This is a genomic window from Micromonospora sp. NPDC048063 (assembly GCF_043202855.1).
Lineage (GTDB): Bacteria > Actinomycetota > Actinomycetes > Mycobacteriales > Micromonosporaceae > Micromonospora.
The window spans coordinates 127,912-148,789 of the sequence record NZ_JBIDBG010000010.1 but is presented as its reverse complement, the minus strand read 5'-3'; the positions used below and the strand labels follow the sequence as shown (position 1 = coordinate 148,789).

Below are 20,878 nucleotides of genomic sequence, written 5' to 3'. Positions count from 1 at the left end.
CCCGATCCCCTTTCCCCGCAGTTGGAGCCATCCTACGGGCAGTTTCCGGCCCGCCGTTGACTCGCTGCAACCCGTTGACCTCCGGTCTATACCAGTATTACGCTCGGCGCGTCCGCCAGGTCTGGAGGGTGGCGGCCACGACGATCGGAGACGAGATGCCCAGAAGATTCGGTGTGATAGGGGTGGTCGCGACACTCGCCGTCACCCTCGCCGCCTGCGCGCCGGGCGACAGCGGGGACGGTGGTGGCGACGCCGTCAACCTGAAGGTCTGGGGCTGGCGGCAGGAGGACGTCGCGGCGTACAAGAAGATCTTCCAGATCTACGAGAAGGCCCACCCGGGCGTGACCGTGGAGTACGTCCCCTACAAGAACACCGAGTACGACACGATCCTCAAGACCGGGCTCACCGATGCCAACGGCCCCGACGTCGCGCAGCTGCGCTCCTACGGGCTGCTCCAGCCGCTGGTCGGCTCCGGCAGCCTGGTGCCCCTCGACGACCAGGTCGACAAGCTGAGCGGATTCCCGAAGCCGATCCTCGACGGCGCGAAGGGCGAGAAGGACGGGCGCGTCTACGGCGTTCCGTTCGCGATCCAGACGCTGCACGTCATCTACAACAAGAAGATCTTCGCCGACAACGGCATCGCCGCCCCCACCACCTGGGCGGACATGATCGCGGGCTTCGACAAGCTCAGCAAGGCCGGCGTCACCCCGCTGGCGAACACCGTCACCGACAAGTGGATGCTGCCGATCGAGCAGGAGATCTTCGGAGCCACCACGTACGGCGGCCCCGACTACCTCACCAAGATGCTCAACGGCTCGGCGAAGTTCACCGACGCGCCCTGGGTGAAGTCGCTCGAGACCTGGCAGAGCACCCAGAAGTACTGGCCGGCGCAGGCGGCCGGGGTGAACTACAGCGACGCGCAGGCCCTCTTCACCTCCGGCCGGGCCGCCATGTTCCCTGGTGGCGTCTGGGAGCTCGCCGGGTTCAAGAAGGCCAACCCCCAGCTCGACATGGGCATCTTCAACGTGCCGCCGGCGCCCGGCGCGGCGGTCGACAAGACGCTGGTGCCCGGCTACGTCGACGGGTCGTTCGGCGTCTCGGCGAAATCCCGCCACCGGGACGCGGCGCTGGACCTCGTGCGGTGGATGGCGACGGAGGAGTTCGGCAAGGCGCTGTCCAACGAGCTTCAGCAGATCTCCCCGGTACCGGGCGCCGAGCCGCAGGACGAACTCCTGGCGCAGGCACTCAAGGGTTACCAGGCGAACCCCAGCCCGTACGTCACCTACGCGTACTTCTCCGGCGGCACACCCACCGCCTGGGACCTCGCCTCCGAGGCGTTCTCCGACTACGTCCTGGGCCGAAGCACCGCCGCCGACGTGGCCGCACACATCCAACGAGGGGTCGATCAGTGGTTCCGGCCCAAGAACTGACGGTCCGTCCTGCCCGGCGGTCACGCCGCCGGGCAGGACGGGTCTCGGCAGGGTGGATCACGTCGTTCTGCCTGCCGGCGTTCGCGCTCTACGGGCTGTTCCTCGTGGTGCCGCTCGTCACCGCCTTCTACTACGGGCTGTTCCGCTGGGACGGCACCCGCCAGGGGGAGTTCGTCGGGATCGGCAACTACCGGGAGATCCTCACCCGCTACCCGCTGAGCGACGAGATCCCCGCCGCGCTCGGACACAACGTGCTCTTCTTCGTCGGCACCATGGCGATCCAGAACACCATCGGGCTCGGCCTGGCGGTGCTCCTGCACCGCAACCCCTGGGGCAAGCGGCTGTTCCAGACGCTCTTCTCGCTCCCGTACCTGATCAGCCCGCTTATCGTCGGGTACATCTGGTCGTTGTTGCTGAGCCCCACCTTCGGCCCGATCAACTTCGCGCTCAGTGCGGTCGGCCTGGACGCCTGGGCGCGCCCGTGGCTCGGCGAGCCGGACCTCGCCCTGCCGGTACTGATCCTGGTCAACGCCTGGCAGTGGATCGGCGGACCGATGCTCATCTTCGGCGCCGCCCTGGCCGGTATCCCCAAGGAGCTGGAGGAGGCGGCCGCGATGGACGGCGCGTCAGCGACCCGGGCGTTCTGGAGCATCCGGTTCCCACTTCTGATGCCGGCGGTCGGCGTGATCACCGTGTTGACGTTCATCGGATGCTTCAACATCTTCGACCTCGTCTACGCGCTCGGCGGTTCCGACGGCGGGCCCGGGGGCGCCATGGACGTGCTGGGCCTTCTCTACTACCGGACCGCCTTCCAAGGCGGCAGCAACGCGATCGGAGAGTCGTCGGCGTTGGCCATGCTGATCTTCGTGCTCATCTTCGGCGTCTCCCTGGCCCTGGAGCGGGCGCTGCGCCGTCGGGAGGTCCACTAGATGAGTACCACCCTTCGCGCCGCCCCCCGCCGGGCATCGAAGGCCGGAGCCGAGACCATACGTCCGCGCGGCACCCGCCAGCGTTCGCTGCTGCACGGCGCGGGCAGCCAGCTCCTCCTGTGGACGTACGCCGCGATCGCCTTCGGCCCGCTGCTGCTGGTGCTGATCGGCTCGCTCCGGCCCAACGCGGAGATCCTCCGCGCGCCGGTCGGCCTGCCCAGTTCGTTCGACCTGAGCAACTACACCCGCGCGTGGCAGACCGCGTCGATCTCGACGTACTTCGTCAACTCCCTCACAGTCACCTGCGCTTCGGTGGCATTGTGCGTCAGCGTGTCGGCGATGGCCGCCTACGCCCTGGCCAGGTGGAAGTTCCGGGGCCGCGCCCTGCTGGCGGCGTTCTTCCTGTCCGGGTTGATGATTCCCGCGAAACTCGGCCTGCTGCCGGTGTTCTACATGTTCCAGTCGATGGGTCTGATCGACAGTCGGATCGGGCTGGTGCTGCTCTACGCGGCGAGCGGAATCCCGTTCTCGGTCTTCGTGATCATGGGCTTCATGCGGGGACTGCCCGGTGAGCTGGAGGAGGCCGCGCGGATCGACGGGGCGAACGAGGGCCGACTGTTCGTGTCGGTCGTCCTGCCCCTGATGCGGCCGGCGCTCGCGGTGGCAACCGTCTTCCAGTTCGCACCGACCTGGAACGACTTCTTCTACCCGTTGGTCCTGCTGCGCAGCGGCGACAAGTACACCATTCCGGTCGGGCTGACCCGGTTCTTCGGCGAGTTCGCCGCCGACCGCGGCACCCTGTTCGCCGGACTCGTGATCGCCCTGGTACCGCTGGCCGTGGTGTTCGCACTCGCGACCAAGCAGATTGTCGCAGGGCTGACCGCAGGGATGTCGCGATGACCACGACGATCACCATCGACGGCGGCAAGTCGGAACTTCGGCTGCTGCTGCGTACCCCGGAGGGCCGCCAGCTCGGCGTCGGCCCGGGCTTCTCCTACCAGCCCCACGAGGACGGCGTCGAACGGATCCTGGCCGCCGTTCGTGGCGCCGCGGCGACGATCTCCCTCCCCGCACAGGTGGCCGGCGTGGTGGCCGGCCTGACCGGCGTACCGGGGGAGCGCGCTGGACGCCGGCGTCTCGCACTCGCCCTCGAGCGGCAGTTCGGCGGCCGGGCCGTGGTCGTGGAGGACAGCATCCTCGCGCACGCCGGCGCTCTCGGCGGCCCCGGCGTACTGCTGTGTGTCGGGACCGGGACGACCGTGCTCGCGGTGGACGCCGGCGGCGACCATGCCCGGCTCGACGGATGGGGCCCCCACCTCGGTGACCGGGGCAGCGCGTACGCCATCGGACTGGCCGGCATGCGCGCCGCGACCGCGTCGCACGACCAGGTCGGGCCGGCAACGGTACTGGCCGACCGTCTCGTCACCGCGCTCGGCGGCATCGACCTGGCGTCGCTACAGCGTTACTACCGCGACCCCGCCATTGTCGCCCGTACCGCGGCCTTCGCCCGCGACGTGCTCGACGCGGCCGCGCGGGCCGACCCGGTGGCGGGGCGGATCTGCGCCCGGGCCGCGGCCGATCTCGCCGCTGCGGCGCAGGTGGCAGCCGTCCGGCTCGGCCTCAGCGGGGCAGCCCGGCGGGTGTCCTTCAGCGGACGGCTGCTGGCCCCGGGGAACGCGCTCCACCAGTCGCTGGCGGCTGAACTCGAGGCCAGGGGACTGTCCCTGGTCACACCCAGAGCGGAGCCGCTCGATGGCGGTCCGGCGCTGCTGAGCGGTGCCGACCCCTACGCACGCCTGCTGGCGGGCCACGGAACCGGTGGCGACGCATGAGGGTCGGACACGGGGTGGTGCGGCTCGAGGTCGTGCCCGGAGAACCCATGGGTGGCTACGCCGACCGCTCCGACGGCGTCCAGAACGTGCTCGACCCGCTGGAGGTCCATGCCGTCACGTTCGCCGACGACGGCCACCGGTTCGCGCTGGTGGTCGCGGATCTGATCTGCGTCAACGTCGACGTCGTCGAGCGGATCCGGAGCGCCATGCGGGACGTCGGCGTGCAGTCCTGCTGGGTCGCCGCCACCCACACCCACGCGAGTCCCGAGGCGGGCTGCAGCCCCGGCGGCGAGGCCACGCCACGCCACCTCGCCGACCGGCTCGAAGCCGCATCCCTCGAAGCCGTGCGGTCCGCCATGGCGTCCGAGCGCACCGCCGGACTCGGCTGGGTCCGCACACTGGTTCCCAAGCTGGCCGGTCGCCGCAACGTCGCCGACGCGGGCCCGCTGGACATTCCCGTCGACACCCTCACGGTCACCGCGGGCGCCGACGTGGTGGGACTGGTCGTGATCTCTCCGGTCCACCCGACCATCCTCCCCGCCGACAACAACCATGTGAGCGCGGACCTGAACGGCGGCATCCGCCGGGCGCTGTCCGCACCAGGCAGGTGGGTGGTCGTCGCCACCGGTGCCGCCGGCGACATCAGTACCCGGCAGACCCGTCAGGGGCGGGGGCTTGACGAGGTGGATCGGCTCGGGGCCTGGCTGGCCGACCGGGTACTACCGGTGCCGCCGCACGTCGGCGGGGGCACCCGGACGCCGGTACGGCCGCCGGTCTCGCGAACCGTCACACTCGCCCCCAAGCAGCCCGCGGAGCTCGACGTGGCCCTGCGGCAAGCGCCGCTGCCGGTGGGCAAGGACGAACGCATCCGCTGGGTCCTGCAACAGGGGAGGCGGATCGCGGAGGAGCAGGCGGCGCGCCGCCGCACCGAACCGTACGTCGTCGACGTGGAGGCGGTGGACCTCGACGGGGTCACGATCGTGGCCGTTCCCGGCGAGCTGTTCCTCGAGCTGGGCGAAACGATCCGTTCGGCAGCGTCCGACCAGGTGGGGGCCATCGTGGTCCTCGGCTATGCGAACGGCTACCTCGGCTACCTACCCGCCCGCGACACGCAACCCTGCTACGAAACCTATGTCAGTCCGGTCACCTCGGGCAGCGGCGAGATCGTCGTCGAGGCTGCCGTCGAAGCCGCCATCGAAGCCGTCGGCGACCGTGAACATTCCAGGAGGATCAGTGCCTGAGCCGGCCTACGCCACCATCGCCCGGAACGCGCTCGAACGGGTTCTGGCCACGGAGCTCGACGCCATCGAGGCCGCAGCCGGGCTCGTCGCCGACGCCATCGCCGCCGACGGCGTCCTACAGGCGTTCGGGACCGGTCACTCGCGGATCGTCACCCTCGAACTCGCCGGGCGTGCCGGCGGGCTCGCCGCCGTCAGCATGCTGGCGGTCAAGGATCTCGTGATGTTCGGCGGTGCCGACCCGGGGCCGATCCTCGACCCGACGTACGAGCGCGAGTCCGGTCTCGCCGAGCGGATCTACCACCTCGCCGCACCCTCCGAGCACGACGCCTTCCTCATCGTCTCCAACTCCGGCATCAACGCCGCCGTCATCGAGATGGCGACGCTGGCCCGCGAGCGTTCCCATCCGATCGTGGCGGTCACCTCACTGGCCCACACGCGCTCGGCCGGTGCACGTTCCACCGAGGGACCGCATCTCGCTGACCTGGCGGATGTGGTGATCGACAACCACGCGCCCGCAGGAGACGCGGCACTGGAGATCACCCCAGGAGTTCGGACCGGGGCGATTTCGTCGTTCACCGGAGTCCTCATCGCGCAGCTCCTCACCGAGCTGGTCTGCCGCCGGCTGTTGGCCCGCGACGTCGACCCGCCCGTCCACGTATCCGCGAACCTTGCTCAGGGCGACGCGCACAATCGCGGCCTCTATGAGCGGTACCGGGATCAGGTCCGGCCGATCGAACCCTGATCCGCCACGGACGAAGGCTTCCAGGCGTCGGGGGAGACGTTCATCGGGGAAGTCCTGGTTGGGTCGGCCTGGAGCGCGGTGCCTGCGTTGCCGCTGGTCCGTTTCTCCAGGCCGCTCGCCGAACCCGCCGTGCGGGTCTCCGCGCAACGGGTTCTCCACGGTTGCTGCCGTCAGGCGTTGTCCGGCTTCGGCCGGCTACCAGACCGGGGTGGGTGCTGCGGAGAGGCGCGCAGACGACGCATCTTGACTCCGGTCTATACCAGTATTAGCGTCTGCCGCATCTGCCCGAACGCGCGGGTGGCCCTGGGCGCCGAGTGCACGCCCGCCAGCCCGCGTCGCGGTTACCGAATCGATGAGGAGCAGGGCTGATGGCTGCTAGACAAAGTACGAACCGATGGGCATGCATGGCTGCGCTCCTGGTGGCTTGTCTCGCGGCCGGGGGAGTCGTCCTGGCGCCGGTTACCGCAGCGGCGCCGGCCTCACCCCGGGCTGCGTCCGGGCCGTCAGCTGGGGACGCCATGCCTGACGGGCCAATCGGTCGTCCAGAACAGCCGGCGTTCCCCGACGGATACGTCCAGCGCGTGCAGGCGGCCCTGCGGCAAGGGACCGACACGTGGGGCGAGCAGCTCATGGCGCTGCCTGACGGCCCGACGATGGCAAACATGCGGGACCTTCTCGTACCGGCCAACCACGGCGACGACTTCTGGCACGACACCCGGTGGAACAACCTTCCATTGACATACCCGATGCCGGACCTCAAGAACTTCAGCGCGCAGCGGGACTTCAGCTTCCACTTCACCGACGGCAGCCAGATCAACTCGGACTTCGCCGACGGGCGGACTCGGCAGTGGGTCAAGTTCTACGTCGGCGACGGGACCGAACTCTACGGCTCGGCCGAGACCAGGCTTGACGAGCCGACGCTCGCCGATGGCTACCAGCCGGTGCTGCAGAACCGCTACACCGACCGCCAGGGACGGACCTATGAACGGGAGTCCTACGTCACCCGGTTCTCCGGCTCCGCTCGGCTCATGAGCATGATCCGCTTCATCGTCCGGCCGGGGAACTCCGGCCAGACGTCGGCCACGCTCCGCGTCAACCTGAACGGCATGTACGTCGCCGGGGCCGTGGCTGCCGAGAACAACCTCAAGGTGGGCGACAAGCTCGCGCTCGCCTACAGCGGCCAGGCTGCGTGGAGCGCACCGGATCTGACCTACACCCTCGACCTCAGCAAGGGCCCGGCGGAGGTCCACCTGCTCATGATGAACCAGCCCCAGGCGCTCGGGACGGTCGTCATGGACAGCAGCGGATACGACGCCAGGCGGGCACAGATGATCGCCTACTGGAAGGGCCAGCTCGACACCGGGAGTGGGGTGCAGATTCCGGAGAAGTACGCCGCCGACGCCATGCGGTCCATGCTGCTGACCAACCTCGTCATGGGCTACAACCTCACGATCGGCAACGGCTACGAGCTGCCCGACGACCCGAAGTTCGCCTGGATCCCCGAGGTGGTGGCCACGGTCGGATCGCTCGGCGACTTCGGCTACGCGCCGCGCACCCGGCAGACGATGGACGAGTTCCTCGTCCGGGGGCAGTACCTTGACGGGTTCACGACCTGGGAGCGGGGCATCAAGCTCCAGGCGGCCGCGAGATACCACCTCCAGACCGGGGACTCCGGACTCATCACGGCCCACCTGGCCACCTTCAAGGCGTGGCTCAACGACATCGCGGCCCAGCGGAGCAACGACCCCAACGGGCTGCTCGCCAAGACGAGCCTCTATTCCGACAACAGCGCACGGGCTCACGGCATCCACCACCAGGCAGACGTGTGGCGTGGCCTGCGCGACATGGGTGTCGTCCTGCGTCTCATCGGCCGCCCCGACGACGCGGCCGCCTTCACCGCACAGGCAGACGGGCTACGCGCCGCGACCCTCGCCGCGATCGACCGGAGCAAGACCCAGTTGCCCGACGGCTCGGTCTTCGTGCCCGTTGCGCTGCTCGAGCCGAACGACTTCGACCCGGCCGGGATGATCACGAACTCACCGCAGGGCAGCTACTGGAACCTCATCATGCCGTACGCCCTGGGCAGCGGCTTGATCGATCTCAACAGCCCGGTCGGGCAGGGGCTGACGACCTTCCTCAACAAGCACGGCGCCACGTTCCTCGGGCTCACCCGGTTCAATCTCAGCGGTGAGCCGGTCGAGGCGTGCCAGACCCGCCCTGCCGGCCCGTGGCCCGCAGCGGACGGTTACCGCTCGAGCGGCGTCGACCAGCAGTACGGCTGGTCCTACCTCAAGTATCTCGACCAGATCGGTGATGCCGACCGGATCGGGCTGACGTTCTACGGCATGCTCGCCCAGGGCTTCACCCGCAACACCTTCATCGGGGGCGAGGGCGAAACCGTCGCGCCGTGCCCGATGGAGTACTACCGCTCCCAGTTCCGGGCACCCCTGTCACCGAACAACGCCACGTACCTCAAGGCGCTGCGGGGGATGCTCGTCAACGAGACCCTCGACGCCGCGGGGGTGCCGACCGAGCTCGACCTCGCGCCGGCAACGCCCAAGCCGTGGCTGTCCGACGGCCAGACGGTCGGGGTCACCAAACTGCCGACCCTGTTCGGCCCGGTGACCTACTCCATCACCTCGGCCGTTGCCCGGGGCACGATCGAAGCCACGGTGACGCCCCCGCCCGCCGCGGCGGGTCGCCCCGGGCTCCAGCAGGTCAAGCTGCACCTACGACTGCCGGCCGGCTACCGGCTGGAGGCCGCGACCGCCAACGGCGCGGCAGTCGCCATCGAGGGCGACGCCGTGACGGTGCCGGGCACAGGGACGACGACCGTTCGAGCTACGGTGTCGCGCGTCAAGGTGGGCCAACTGTCCCGGGCGCAGGTCGTTGCGACCGAACTGGCGACCATGGTCGCCCCGGGGGCGACGACTGATCTCGGGATGCTCGTCGAGATGTCCGGGACCGCAGTCGTCCAGGGCCGGATCTCGGTGGACCTTCCGAACGGATGGACGCCATCGTCCGAGCAGATCCTGTTCACCCGCAACGCCAGGAACGGGCTCGCTTGGCAGCAGGTCCGTACGCGCGTCTCGGTCCCGGAGAATGCGGCGCCGGGTGACTACCGGATCGTCATGACCGCCCGCCCGGATGGCGGGGAGCCGAGGGCGTTCACCACGACCGTGACGGTGGCCAGGCCGGCTCCCGGGACCTACGCCGACCTGGTGCGGGCCGACGGCGCCGTCGGTTACTGGCGGCTCGACGACAGCGGGGCGACAGTGCTCGACAGGTCCGGGCACGGCAACAACGGGGTCGTCCGGGGATCCGTGGTCCAGGGCCAGCCGGGGCCGCTGGCCGCTGGGAACAGCCGGTCGATGAGCCTTGAGGGCGGCTACATCGAGGTACCCGACTCGGCAAGCCTGAGCCTGACCGGCCCCTATGCCCTGGAGGCATGGGTCTACGTCCGGGAGGGCGGCGACCAGGGCGTGCTGGAGAAGTACGACTCGCCCGCCCGTAACGGGTACCTCCTGCGCCTGGGTGCGAAGAACCGGCCGGCGGCGATGAACCTCTCGGACTCCCTGTCCACCACCGGTCCGGTCGGTGCCCCCGTGCTGCAGTGGGGCTGGCACCACCTGGTGTCCGTCTTCGACGGCTCGACGCTCAAGGTCTATCTCGACGGCACCGAGCGCGCATCCGTGCCGATCAGCCGGGTGCCGACCGATGGGGCTGCTTCGCTGAAGATCGGGGCACGAGGGGATGACGCGGCGAACCGCTTCGGCGGATGGATGTCCGAGGTCGCCGTCTACGATCGCGCGCTCACCCCGGACATGGTGAAGGCCCACTACGTCAAGGGTGTGACGGTCGTGGGGCGGTGAAGCCTGTTGATCAACCGGCCTGTAGTCATTGACGAATCTCGATGGTCTAGTCCAGTATTTCTAAGCCGGTGCGTGCCTGCCGCGCGCCACGGCATCCAGTCACGAACCTCGAGTTCCTAGGAGTGCGTCCATGCGAAACGGCTACCGTCCTCGGGGACGCTGGCGCTTCCCACGCACAGTGGCCGGCTGTGTGCTCGCCTCGCTGTTCGGCGCGGTCGGGCTGTTGGGCTCACCGTCCACGGCCAGCGGCGCTGCGGCCACCCCGCCCCTCAATCCACAGCCACGGGAGCTGTCCGTCACCGGGACCACGCTTGACCTGCCGGTCGCTGTGACAGTCGTCCGTGGCGCGGCTGCGGACCAGCCGGCCGTTGACGCTGTGGTGGCCGCTCTCACCGCACACCGCACCAGGGTCACCCTCACCAACACCGATCCCGGCGCCGGAACAACCGTCTACGTCGGGGGAGCGCGGGAGACCCCCGCCAGCGCGGCGGCCCTGAACGCACTCGGTGTCACCACCCCGAGCACCCTGCCGGACCAGGGTTATCTGCTGGCCACCGGGACGGACTCCGGCGGCAGGCAGCGGGTCGTGCTCGCCGGCGGCGACAAGGTGGGCACCTTCTACGCCGCGCAGACCCTGAGACAGCTCCTGGCGTCGGATTCCTCCGGCGCGGAAATCGCGCGGGTCACGATCAAGGACTGGCCGGCCTTCTCGTTCCGCGGCGGTATGGACTCGGCCAACCCCCCACCACCAGGGGTGGCCTTGTGGACGAAAGCTGACCGGCTGGAACAGGTGGAGGTCCTCGCCCGCAACAAGATGAACCGCTTCTTCTACGGGCCCGCGGCGGACCCGCGCACGGGCGGCAGCGGCAGCAACAACTGGCGGACCCCGTACACGGACGCCGAACTTGGCGATCTACGAGAAACCGTTACCAAGGCCAACAGCCTGCACGTCGCGTTCGTATACCGGATCTCACCCGAGATGCCACTCGACCAGGCCAACGGCATCTGCCACTCGTCCGCCACGGAGCGCAGCACGCTGCTCTCCCGGCTCGACCAGCTGCGCCAGATCGGAGTCAGGCACTTCGTCATCGCCTGGGACGACGTCTTCCCGACACGGCCGTTCTCCTGCTCCACCGACACCGGCACATACGGAACCGGGGTCACGGCGTGGGCCCGGGCGCAGGCCGACGTCACGAATTTCGTCCAGACACAGTTCATCAGCACCCACGCCGACATGGGCCAGCTGTACACCGTCAGCAGCGAGTACGCCGGGACGGCGGCCAGCAGCTACCGCACCGAGTTCGACACCCGGCTCGGCGCCGACGTGGGCGTGTACTGGACCGGACCCGAGGTGCTGTCTCCGCGTATCACCAAGAAGAATCTCGACGACGCACAGTTGGCGTTCCCCCGGCACCGCCTCGCCATCTGGGACAACTTCCCCGTCAACGACCAGGTCTGGGACCGGCTCCAGATGGGCCCGCTGGCCGGGCGAGAGCCCGCGCTCTCGGCTGCTCCAGGAATCCTGTTCAACGAGATGACCCAGCAGGGCCCCTCTCAGCTCCCCCTGCTCACCGCCGCCGACTTCGCCTGGAATCCGGCACAGTACCAGCCAGAGAACTCCTGGTTACGCGCCATCAACACCCTCGGTGGGCCGAAGGCCGGCCAGCTCCGAACCTTCGCGGAGATCAACCGCTCGTCCGTCATCGACCACACCGACTCGGTGGCGCTGGCGGCCGCCATCAGAAGCTTCCGCGACGCCCTCCGCACCGGAAACGGGGTGGACGGCGCCGCCGTCGCACTCAAACAGAGGCTCGCTGATCTCAAGACGGCCAGCATGGACCTGCAGGCCATGCAAACCAGCCTGACAACCCAGGCGAAGCCATGGCTGCAGCAGGCGGTGCGCCTCGTGGACGCGGCGACCCGCGCCGTGGATCTCCTGACCGCCGAGCGCGCCGGACAGACCACGGTCGCGGACAACCTTCGCCAGGAGATCCGTAACCTTCTTCCCGCCATCGCCGCCCATCCCGAGTCGGTGGCACACGGTGTGCTCCACCCCCTGGTGACCTTCGCGCTGCGTCGGGGCATCGACCGGGTGGACCTGAGCGGAGACGGGCGCTCCGATGTCCTGGCCGTGACGGGAAACGGCACGCTGAACGCGTACGAGAACATGCGCACCACGGTGAACTGGCCGGAGCTGGGCGCTACCCAGACGGTCGGGCAGGGATGGTCGGCCTCGCAACTGCCCATCATCGGTGACCTTGACGGTGACCGGCTCGCGGACCTGCTCACGGTGACCAGCACCGGAGCCTTGGTGCAGTTCAGGAACACCGGGTCCGTCACGGGTGGCATGTTCGCCGCAGGCGTCCAGGTCGGCGGTGGCTGGCAGGGGACGTTGGCGGTGCACCTGGCCGACCTCGATGACGACGGGCGCGCCGACCTGCTGGGGGTGTTCCCGGACGGCACGCTCAAGGCATTCCGCAACACCGGCATGAACAACGGTGCGGTCACCTGGGGTCCGGCCGTCCCGGTGGGCCAGGGCTGGAGCACCGCCGAGCTTCCCTTCGTCGGTGACCTCACGGGTGACGGAAGAGCCGACCTGATGTCCATCAAGCCGGATGGGTCGCTGTGGCACTACCTCAACACCGGCAGCTTCAGCGGAGGTATGTTCGCCGCCGGTCAGCGGGTCGGTGCGGGCTGGACCGGTTACCTGGCCATGCACGTCGTCGACCTCGATGGTGACGGGCCCGCGGATGTGCTCGGCGTGCTGGCGGACGGGACGCTTGCCGCCTTCCGCAACCAGGGCGTGACGAACGGGCTGGTCAGCCTCGGACCCCGAGCTTCGGTGGGCCAGGGTTGGAACGCCAACATGCTGCCCTACCCGACCGACCTGAGCGGGGACGGCCGCGCCGACCTGATCTCGATCAACGGTGCGGGCCGGCTCGTCACGAACATCAATGCAGGTCGCTTCACGAGTGGATTGATGTTCCCGACGGCGGCAGCACACGGCCCAGGATGGGGAGGAACCATCTTCCTTCGCTGACGGGGCCGCCCCAGTTGGCCATCGGCCGACGGTGCCGACGCGCCCCTGTGTGGTGGCGCGGCACCGGCTGGCCGGGGTGGCGGGGTACAGCTCGAGCGAGCTGTACCCCCGCGGCCGGCAGAAGGAGCAGGCAGCCTGCGTGACGAAGGACATCACGCCGCGGCGGGAACGAGCGGCCGCCGACCGGCACTGTGGCATCCCCAGCAAGGTTCCTGAGCCCTTGTACGGGCACTTCAAACGCGCTTTCCCGCGTTGTAGCCTCTGCTCATGTTGCTCGCCTCCGCCGGAACCGGCATGACGGCCGGTGCGCGGTCGCCCCTGTTCGCCCGATAGTGCGAATGTCTACCAGCGGGTCTGACACCGGCGACCTCTCGGCGATTTCGTCGCCCGGCATGGTCGGACGTGGGCACGAACTCGCCGCCCTGAGGACGGCGCTGTCGGATCCGCCGGCGATCGTGCTCGTCGAGGGCGAAGCCGGTATCGGCAAGAGCCGGTTGGTGCAGGAGACTCTCGCGACGCGGACCTCGGACCGTCGACAGGTGCTGCTGGCGACCTGCCCGGCGTTCCGGCAGCCGTTCACCCTCGGCCCGGTGGTGGATGCGATCCGACCGGCGGCTGAGGATGTCGCCGGGCTCGGCCTGAGCGGGCTGGCGGGGGCGCTTCGACCGCTGTTCCCCGAGTGGGCGACGGCGTTGCCACCTGCTCCCGAGCCGGCCGAAGACGCGGCAGCGGCACGACACCGCCTGTTCCGGGCCTTGGCGGAGATCCTCGACCGGCTGAACATCAGGTTGCTCGCGGTGGAGGACGTGCATTGGGCGGATGAGGCAACCCTGGAGTTCCTGCTCTTTCTGGCGTCACGTCCGCGGCAACGGATCAGCCTGCTCGTGACCTATCGTCCGGGGGAGATCGCGCCGGACTCCCTGCTGCTGCGGTTGTCGTCGCGGCAACCGGTGGGGGTGGCGCGGCTGCGGCTGACGCTGGAACCGCTGGACGTCGCCGGGACTGCCAACATGGTGTCCTCGATGCTCGGCGGGGAACCGGTTTCCGACGAATTCGCGACCTTTCTGCATGATCGGACCGACGGGCTTCCGCTCGCCATCGAGGAGTCCGTGCGACTGATGTGGAACCGCGCTGACCTGGTCAGGCGGGGTAGCTCCTGGGTGCGGCATCGGCTCGGCGAGATCGATGTACCGCCGACGGTCCGCGACGCCGTGCTGGAACGCGCCGTACGGCTCGGCCCGGCCGCGCAGGCGGCGCTGCGTGCGGCCGCCGTACTGACCGACCCCGCTGCCGAGGACACCGTCGTCGAGGTGATGGAGCCGGCTGGGGATCCCGCGAGCAGGCTGGTCGGCCTGGCGGAGGCGGTGGGTTCAGGGCTGCTGAGGGAGGATCCGAGAGGGCTGGTTTCGTTCCGTCACACGCTGTCGTGCCGGGCAGTTTACGAGGCGATCCCGGCTCCGGAACGGCGGGCGATGCACCGGCGCGCCGCACATGTGCTCGAAGGCGTCACCCCGCCACCGGTCGCGCAACTGGCGCGCCATTTCAGGGAGGCCGGCGACACCACGGCCTGGTGTCGGTACGCGGAACAGTCCGCCGACCTCGCGCTCGCCTCGGGCGACGGTGCGACGGCGGTAGTCCTGCTGCACGATCTGCTCACCAACGGCGTCTTGCTGCCCGCCGACGTGGTCCGGCTCACCGGCAAGATTCCGTTCGGCCTGCTCACCGGGCGCGACCGCTACCGCGAACTGATGGACGCTCTCCGCCGTGTGCTGGCCACCGGCCAGCCGACGCCGGGTGAGGCGGCGGAGATCCGCTTCCAGGTCGCCCGGCTGCTGCTGCAGATGGAGGCGTTCGCGCAGGCCCGGATCGAGATGGAACGCGCACTTCCCGACCTCGGGCACAACCCGGCGGAGGCGGCCCGCGCGATGATGTTTCTCGGCCTGCCGTACGGGACGACCACGCCAGCGGCCGAACACCTCAGGTGGCTGCGCCGGGTAGCGCAGGTGCCGGCTTCGATGGCGCCGGTGGACCAGTTGAGCATCCGGATCGGACGGGCGAGTGGGCTCCTGTTGCTCGGTGAGGAGGAGGGGTGGGCGGAGGCGGCGTTGATCGGCGACGACGCGGCCACCACCGCCGAGAGGCTGCACGTCACGGTCGGCCATCTCAACGTCGGGCACATGGCGTTGATCTGGGGGCGGTACGCGGAGGCGAGTCGGGTGCTCGCGCTGGGCGTCGGGCTGGCCGAGAAGTACCAGTACCGCAAGCTTCGCGCGGTGGGACAGGTGACGCTGACGCAGCTGGACTGGCTCACCGGAGCGTGGGACGGGTTGGCCGAGCGGGCCGGTTCGCTGGCTACCGACGAGGATCTGCTGCAGCCGGTGAGTCGCCTGGCGCCGGCCATGGTCACCGGCTTGCTGCACGCGGCCCGCGGCGACCAGGACAGAGCGGACGAATGCCTGCGGCTTGTCCTTGAACAGGCGGATCGGCAGGGCGGGGCGGAATACTCGGTCGAGCCTGCCGGCGCCCTGGCCAAGCTCCGGCTGGGCGCCGGGCGGATCGACGACGTGCTGCAACTGACCGACGAGCCGATCCGGTTCATCGAGGGCAAGGACACCTGGATCTGGGCCACCGAACTCGCCCCGGCCCGGGTCGAGGCACTGCTCATGACCGGCCGCGTCAGCACGGCCAGCGACCTGGTCGACGCCTTTGCCGCGGGAGTGTGCGGTCGCCGCGCACCTGCCCCGCACGCCGCCCTGGCGACCTGCAGGGCCATCCTGGCCCAACACCGAGGCGATCTCCTCAGCGCCGCCGACCAGTTCGCACTTGCCGCCGAGGCGTGGCAGGGCCTCCCGCAGCCGTACGACGCCCTGCTCAGCCGGGAGCGGCAGGCCGGCTGCCTGCTGCGCGCGGACCGGTCGAACGCCGCGCTGCCTGTCCTTGCGGAGACCTTCCAGGGATTGTCGGCCCTCGGAGCCCGTGGTGATGCCATGCGGGTCATGCACACGCTGCGGGCACACGGCGTGGAGGTGAAGCGTCCGTCGTGGCGGGGTGGACGGCGCAGCTACGGCGATCAGCTGTCTCCCCGGGAACTCGACGTGGTTCGGCTGCTCGTGGGTGGCCGGACCAACCGGGAAATCGCCACCGCCCTCTTCCTGTCACCGAAGACGGTTGCGCGGCACCTGGAGGCAGCGATGCGCAAGCTCGAGGTGTCGTCCAGGACGGCGCTGGCCGTGCGGGTCGTGGAAGCCGGCGTCGTCACCGAAGACCCGGCCGGCGACGACCGCTAGGCGGGTGCGGGGCGGCAAAGTTGGGTCATCTGCCCAGTCGCCCGGTAACCGGTGCGGGGACAACACTCGACCGCCATGGAAACACCACAAGTCCCGCCGTCGAACGAGCCGGACCAGCAGCCTGAGCAGGCTCGCGCGTCCGCGCGGTCCACTGCCCCGCAGCAGCCTACGTCCAGCCAGGGCAGCGTGCCCGCGGACGACGACGGCTACGAAGCCCTGTAAGTCCCCGTCCCACCCCCGTTGAAAGGTGGTCGCCACGTGCGAACCATTCCCGTATCTCCCCGGCCGCCGTGGCCCCGGCGGCTGACGGCGGTGCTCGCCGTCGGGGTCCTGGCCGGCTCACTCGCCGGCCCAGCGAGCGCGAGTCCCCCCGAATCGGCCGGGCCCCAGCAGTCCGCCAAACTCGTCGACTCCCACCAGCTCACGCTGGTCACCGGCGAGCGGATCCAGCTCGACCAGTACTCGGACGGCACCTCCGCGGGCACTGTCGTGCCGAACGCCGACGGAACGCAGCCGGACATCCTCACCGTCAAGCTCGGCGAGGACCTCTACGCCATCCCGACGGAGGCCGGCCCGTACATCGCCGCCGGCCGGCTGGACCGCGAGTTGTTCAACCTCACCAAACTCGTCTCGTACGGGTACGACGACGAGCGCCGCGCCGCCATCCCGCTGATCGCCACGTACAACACGCCCGCGGCGGCCGATGACGCCTCCACCCCTGCTGGCTCGGTGCGGCAGGCCAAGCTGTCGAGTATCGACGGCCTCGCGCTGTCGGCGTCGAAGAAGCACGCCCGGACGTTCTGGGAGGCGGTCGACGACGACAACGCGAAGACCGCGGCCGTCCGGCCCGTGCTCGCGGACGGCATCACCAAGCTCTGGCTCGACAAGCCCGTCAAGGTCGCCCTGGATCGCAGCGTGCCGCAGATCGGCGCCCCAGAGGCCTGGGCAAAGGGCTATGACGGCAAGGGCGTGAAGGTCGCGGTCCTGGACACCGGGATCGACCCCAACCACCCCGACCTCGTCGACCGGATCAAGGCCACCAAGAACTTTACCGGCGACCCGGACCCCGTCGACCACCACGGCCACGGCACGCACGTCGCCTCCACCATCGCGGGCTCCGGCGCCGCATCCAGCGGCAAGTACAAGGGCGTCGCGCCTGCGGCCGACCTCTACATCGGCAAGGTGCTCAGCAACCAGGGCGAGGGCTCGGAGTCCGGGATCATCTCGGGTATGCAGTGGGCGGTCGCCCAGGGTGCGGACATCGTCAGTATGAGCCTCGGCTCGACGGCCGCCGGCGACGGCACGGACCCGATGAGCCAGGCCGTCAACGATCTGAGCGCCTCCAACGACACCCTTTTCGTCATCGCGGCCGGCAACGCGGGCCCCGGCAGCACGACGGTTGGCTCTCCCGGCGCTGCCGACGCCGCGCTGACCGTGGGCGCCGTTGACAAGAGCGACGTCCTCGCGCCTTTCTCCAGCCGTGGTCCGCGCGCGGCGGACTTCGCGGTCAAGCCGGAGATCACCGCGCCCGGCGTCGGCATCGTCGCCGCCCGCGCCGCCGGCACCACCATGGGCACCCCGGTGGACGGGAGCTACACCAGCGCCAACGGTACGTCGATGGCCACCCCGCACGTCGCCGGCGCCGCCGCCATCCTCAAGCAGCGCCACCCCGACTGGACGTACGACCACCTCAAGCAGGTCTTGGTCGGCACCGCCAAGCCGGGCCCGTTCACGGCGTTCCAGCAGGGCAACGGCAGGGTTGACGTGCCGAAGACCCTCGACGCCACCCTCTACTCGAACCCGGCCACGGTCAGCGCCGGAGCGATCGACGGCAACAGCGCCCCGGTCCTCAGAAAGATCACCTACGTCAATACCGCCGGCACCTCAAGGACACTGAAACTCACCCTCACCGCCACCGGTCCCACCGGGTCCGCGGCGCCCGCGGGTGTGTTCACGCTGGCCGCCGACACGGTCACCGTCCCGGCAGTCGGCACGGCCGAGACCACCGTCACGGTGACTCCGTCGACCGGCCTCGACGGCGCCTACACCGCTCGGGTCACCGCGACCGCCGACACCGGCGAGGTCACCCGGACCACGATCGGTGCCCTCATCCAGCCCCCGGGCTACGACCTGACGATCAACGCCACCGACCGCAAGGGCAACCCGGCGAGCGTCGGCAACTCCGTCTATGTCTACAACACCGACAACGGCTTCTTCCGTGACGTGCCGCTGAATAGCGGAATCACGACACTGCGGGTGCCGGTCGGCCGCTACTTCGTCATGGGCCTGGTGGGCACCGCGAACGCTGGTGGTCGCGCCGAGGACCTCACCCTGGCCGGCGACCCGCAACTCGAGGTGAACGGTCCCACAACCGTCACCCTCGACGCTCGGCAAGGCAAGGAGATCAAGGTTCGGACGCCGAGGAACACCGAGGCGCACGGCTTCAGGCTGGGCTTCACCTACATCCCGCCCTTCGGCCCGGGCCTCCAGGTCATGCTCGGCATGTCCGGCCCCTTCTACCAGCACGCGTACGTGGTGCCGACCGAGAAGGTGACCCGCGGGTCCTTCGACCTGAACTTCCGCACGCGCCGATATGCCCCGATCATCCGCTCCTCCTACGCGGACGGCACCCCGCTCCCGCTGATGCCGGGCGCCTTCACCGCCAACTTCGACGGCCACACCAAGATGCAGGCGGTCGACGCCGGCCCGGCGACCCCGGCCGCGCTGGAGGGCGTGGACCTGACGGGGAAGCTGGCGGTGATCCAGCGCACCACCGGGGTGCAGATGCTCGACCAGGTGAAGGCGGTCGCCGCCAAGGGCGCCGCGGTCGCGGTCATGGTCAACGGAACCCCGGGCGCCTTCACACCGCCGTTCCCGCCCGGCACGACGCCCATCCCCACCTACGGCCTCGGCGCGGACACCGGCAAGGTGCTCACCGACACCATCGCCAGGGGCACCACCACGCTCGACCTGCGGGGCATCGCCAACAGCCCGTACGTCTACAACGTGAGCTACCGCCACTCGGGCGGGCTCCCCGAGAACCCGCAGGTGAACGTCACCCGCAACAACTCGGCCGTCTACAAGTCGACCTTCCCCGCGGCAAAGGACAAGACGGTCATCGGCGACACCCAGCCGATGTGGCTGTGGTACGACAGCGTCTCGCTGGACGTCGTGGACTGGTTCTCCGCGCCGCACCAGCGGGAGGAGTGGTACTCGGCGGGCGACGCGCCCGGCGCGCTCGCCGGAGTCCGCTGGGTCCACAACTACTTCCCCGACGTCACCAAGATCTCGCGCTCGCTCAACGACGGCCTACGGGTCCACACCCCGGGTGAGGTGGCCTCGTCCACCTGGCTGGCCCCGGCCAACGGGCCCGCGGGGCCGCAGGTCGCCGAGGCGTACCGTCAGGGCGACGAGTTCAAGTTGTACATCCCCGAGATCGGCGACTCCGACCCCAGCCACCTGGGCCGGTTCGACACCCCGGGTGACACCTCGCTGGTGCGCGTCTACCGCAACGGTGAGCTGATCAACGAGCAGCGACGGTTCCTCCGCGCCACCGTGCCGGTAAGCGCCGATCCCGGCACGTACCGGATCACCATGGACACCTCGCACGCAAACTGGTACCCGCTGTCGACGTCGACCCGCACCGCCTGGACCTTCGACTCGACCCGCCCGGCCGGCGGATCCGCGACGCTGCCGCTGCTGTGGCCGCGCTACGACTTCGCCACCGACGAGCACAACACCCAGCTCGGTGGGGTCACCGGCCACTTCCGGTTGACGGTGGTGCCGCAGACCGGGGCGTCCGTCGGCGCCGTGAAGACCGTCGAGGTCCGGGCCTCGTACGACGACGGCGCCACGTGGCACGACACGACCGTGCACCCACAAGGCGACGGCTTCCACGTCGGCGTCCGCAACCCCGGTTCCGGATTCGTCTCGCTGCGGATCAAGGCACAGGACGACCGCGGCAACGCGGTCGAGCAAACCTTGATCAGGGCGTACGCGGTGCGCTGAACCAGGGTGAAGGAGCGGCCCGGGGCGATGTGGCTCCGGGCCGTTTCCGTGTCGGACTGGTCGCGTTGCCGCGGGGCCGTGCGGTAGCCGAGCGCCAACTGTTGCAGCACAGCCCGCGCCTCGTGGAGTTCCTGCATCCGGCGCAACAGCAGAACCTCGCCCGCGAGATCCGGCCGAGCTGCCGTAACCGCGTCGGGGTTCTCGTCATCGACGGCCAGTAGCCCGGCTGCGATGAGCCCGGAGAACGCGGCCTTGACATCGGGCGGTGGCAGCCCCGATGTCGTGCAGGCGTCGTCAGGACGCCAGTCCAGTCGGTCCGGCCGAAACGGTCGGTAGGCCGGCTGGCTCCGTCGCTGAGCAGCGCTGCGGCTGTCGTCCTTGATCGGCCGGCTTCCTACGATCGCCTCGTCGCCGGCACGTGGGCGCGGCAGCGGCGACCCAGAAACCTCCAGGCTTGTTGCGATCGGCGCGAAGGGCATGAAATCTGCCCGAGGGGG

General features: G+C 69.7%; 10 protein-coding genes. All 10 read left to right on the top strand.

Features of this window, described 5'->3' with window-relative positions:
* The first annotated feature begins 155 nt into the window (after positions 1-155).
* The 10 genes from ACGFZ2_RS23485 (at position 156) to ACGFZ2_RS23440 (ending at position 20,381) form a co-directional block, all read left to right on the top strand.
* The gene (locus ACGFZ2_RS23485; protein ID WP_393263483.1) at positions 156-1,430 is read left to right on the top strand and encodes an ABC transporter substrate-binding protein; all 1,275 of its coding nucleotides are present in this window, start codon (positions 156-158) and stop codon (positions 1,428-1,430) included.
* On the top strand, positions 1,409-2,359 hold the full coding sequence (locus tag ACGFZ2_RS23480; RefSeq protein WP_393263481.1) for a carbohydrate ABC transporter permease: 951 nt from the start codon (positions 1,409-1,411) through the stop codon (positions 2,357-2,359). The genes ACGFZ2_RS23485 and ACGFZ2_RS23480 overlap by 22 nt, the downstream gene beginning before the upstream one ends.
* Entirely contained in the window at positions 2,360-3,259 is a 900-nt protein-coding gene (locus ACGFZ2_RS23475) for a carbohydrate ABC transporter permease (protein ID WP_393456837.1), read from the top strand.
* Positions 3,256-4,191: an N-acetylglucosamine kinase gene (locus tag ACGFZ2_RS23470; RefSeq protein WP_393456834.1), complete on the top strand. Its 936-nt coding sequence runs from the start codon at positions 3,256-3,258 to the stop codon at positions 4,189-4,191. The genes ACGFZ2_RS23475 and ACGFZ2_RS23470 overlap by 4 nt, the downstream gene beginning before the upstream one ends.
* A 14-nt stretch (positions 4,192-4,205) precedes the next feature.
* On the top strand, positions 4,206-5,432 hold the full coding sequence (locus tag ACGFZ2_RS23465; RefSeq protein WP_393456831.1) for a hypothetical protein: 1,227 nt from the start codon (positions 4,206-4,208) through the stop codon (positions 5,430-5,432).
* Positions 5,425-6,174: a sugar isomerase domain-containing protein gene (locus ACGFZ2_RS23460; protein WP_393456828.1), complete on the top strand. Its 750-nt coding sequence runs from the start codon at positions 5,425-5,427 to the stop codon at positions 6,172-6,174. Before ACGFZ2_RS23465 ends, ACGFZ2_RS23460 begins: the two co-directional genes overlap by 8 nt.
* Positions 6,175-6,578: 404 nt before the next feature.
* The gene (locus ACGFZ2_RS23455) at positions 6,579-10,046 is read left to right on the top strand and encodes a LamG-like jellyroll fold domain-containing protein (RefSeq protein WP_393456825.1); all 3,468 of its coding nucleotides are present in this window, start codon (positions 6,579-6,581) and stop codon (positions 10,044-10,046) included.
* A gap of 130 nt (positions 10,047-10,176) precedes the next feature.
* Positions 10,177-13,086, top strand: coding sequence for a beta-N-acetylglucosaminidase domain-containing protein (locus ACGFZ2_RS23450; RefSeq protein ID WP_393456822.1), 2,910 nt, complete (start codon positions 10,177-10,179; stop codon positions 13,084-13,086).
* Between the two features lie 338 nt (positions 13,087-13,424).
* A complete protein-coding gene (locus ACGFZ2_RS23445) occupies positions 13,425-16,373 on the top strand; it encodes an ATP-binding protein (RefSeq protein ID WP_393457058.1) in 2,949 nt (982 codons plus the stop codon).
* Positions 16,374-16,631: 258 nt separating this feature from the next.
* Positions 16,632-20,381: a S8 family serine peptidase gene (locus ACGFZ2_RS23440; protein ID WP_393456819.1), complete on the top strand. Its 3,750-nt coding sequence runs from the start codon at positions 16,632-16,634 to the stop codon at positions 20,379-20,381.
* Positions 20,382-20,878: the final 497 nt, after the last annotated feature.

What these genes read in the sequence shown, in the direction of transcription:
- ACGFZ2_RS23485 (WP_393263483.1), top strand. Translation starts at nt 156, where the DNA reads ATGCCCAGAAGATTCGGTGTGATAGGGGTGGTCGCGACACTCGCCGTC.
- ACGFZ2_RS23475 (WP_393456837.1), top strand. Translation starts at nt 2,360, where the DNA reads ATGAGTACCACCCTTCGCGCCGCCCCCCGCCGGGCATCGAAGGCCGGA.
- ACGFZ2_RS23470 (WP_393456834.1), top strand. Translation starts at nt 3,256, where the DNA reads ATGACCACGACGATCACCATCGACGGCGGCAAGTCGGAACTTCGGCTG.
- ACGFZ2_RS23455 (WP_393456825.1), top strand. Translation starts at nt 6,579, where the DNA reads ATGGCTGCGCTCCTGGTGGCTTGTCTCGCGGCCGGGGGAGTCGTCCTG.
- ACGFZ2_RS23450 (WP_393456822.1), top strand. Translation starts at nt 10,177, where the DNA reads ATGCGAAACGGCTACCGTCCTCGGGGACGCTGGCGCTTCCCACGCACA.
- ACGFZ2_RS23445 (WP_393457058.1), top strand. Translation starts at nt 13,425, where the DNA reads ATGTCTACCAGCGGGTCTGACACCGGCGACCTCTCGGCGATTTCGTCG.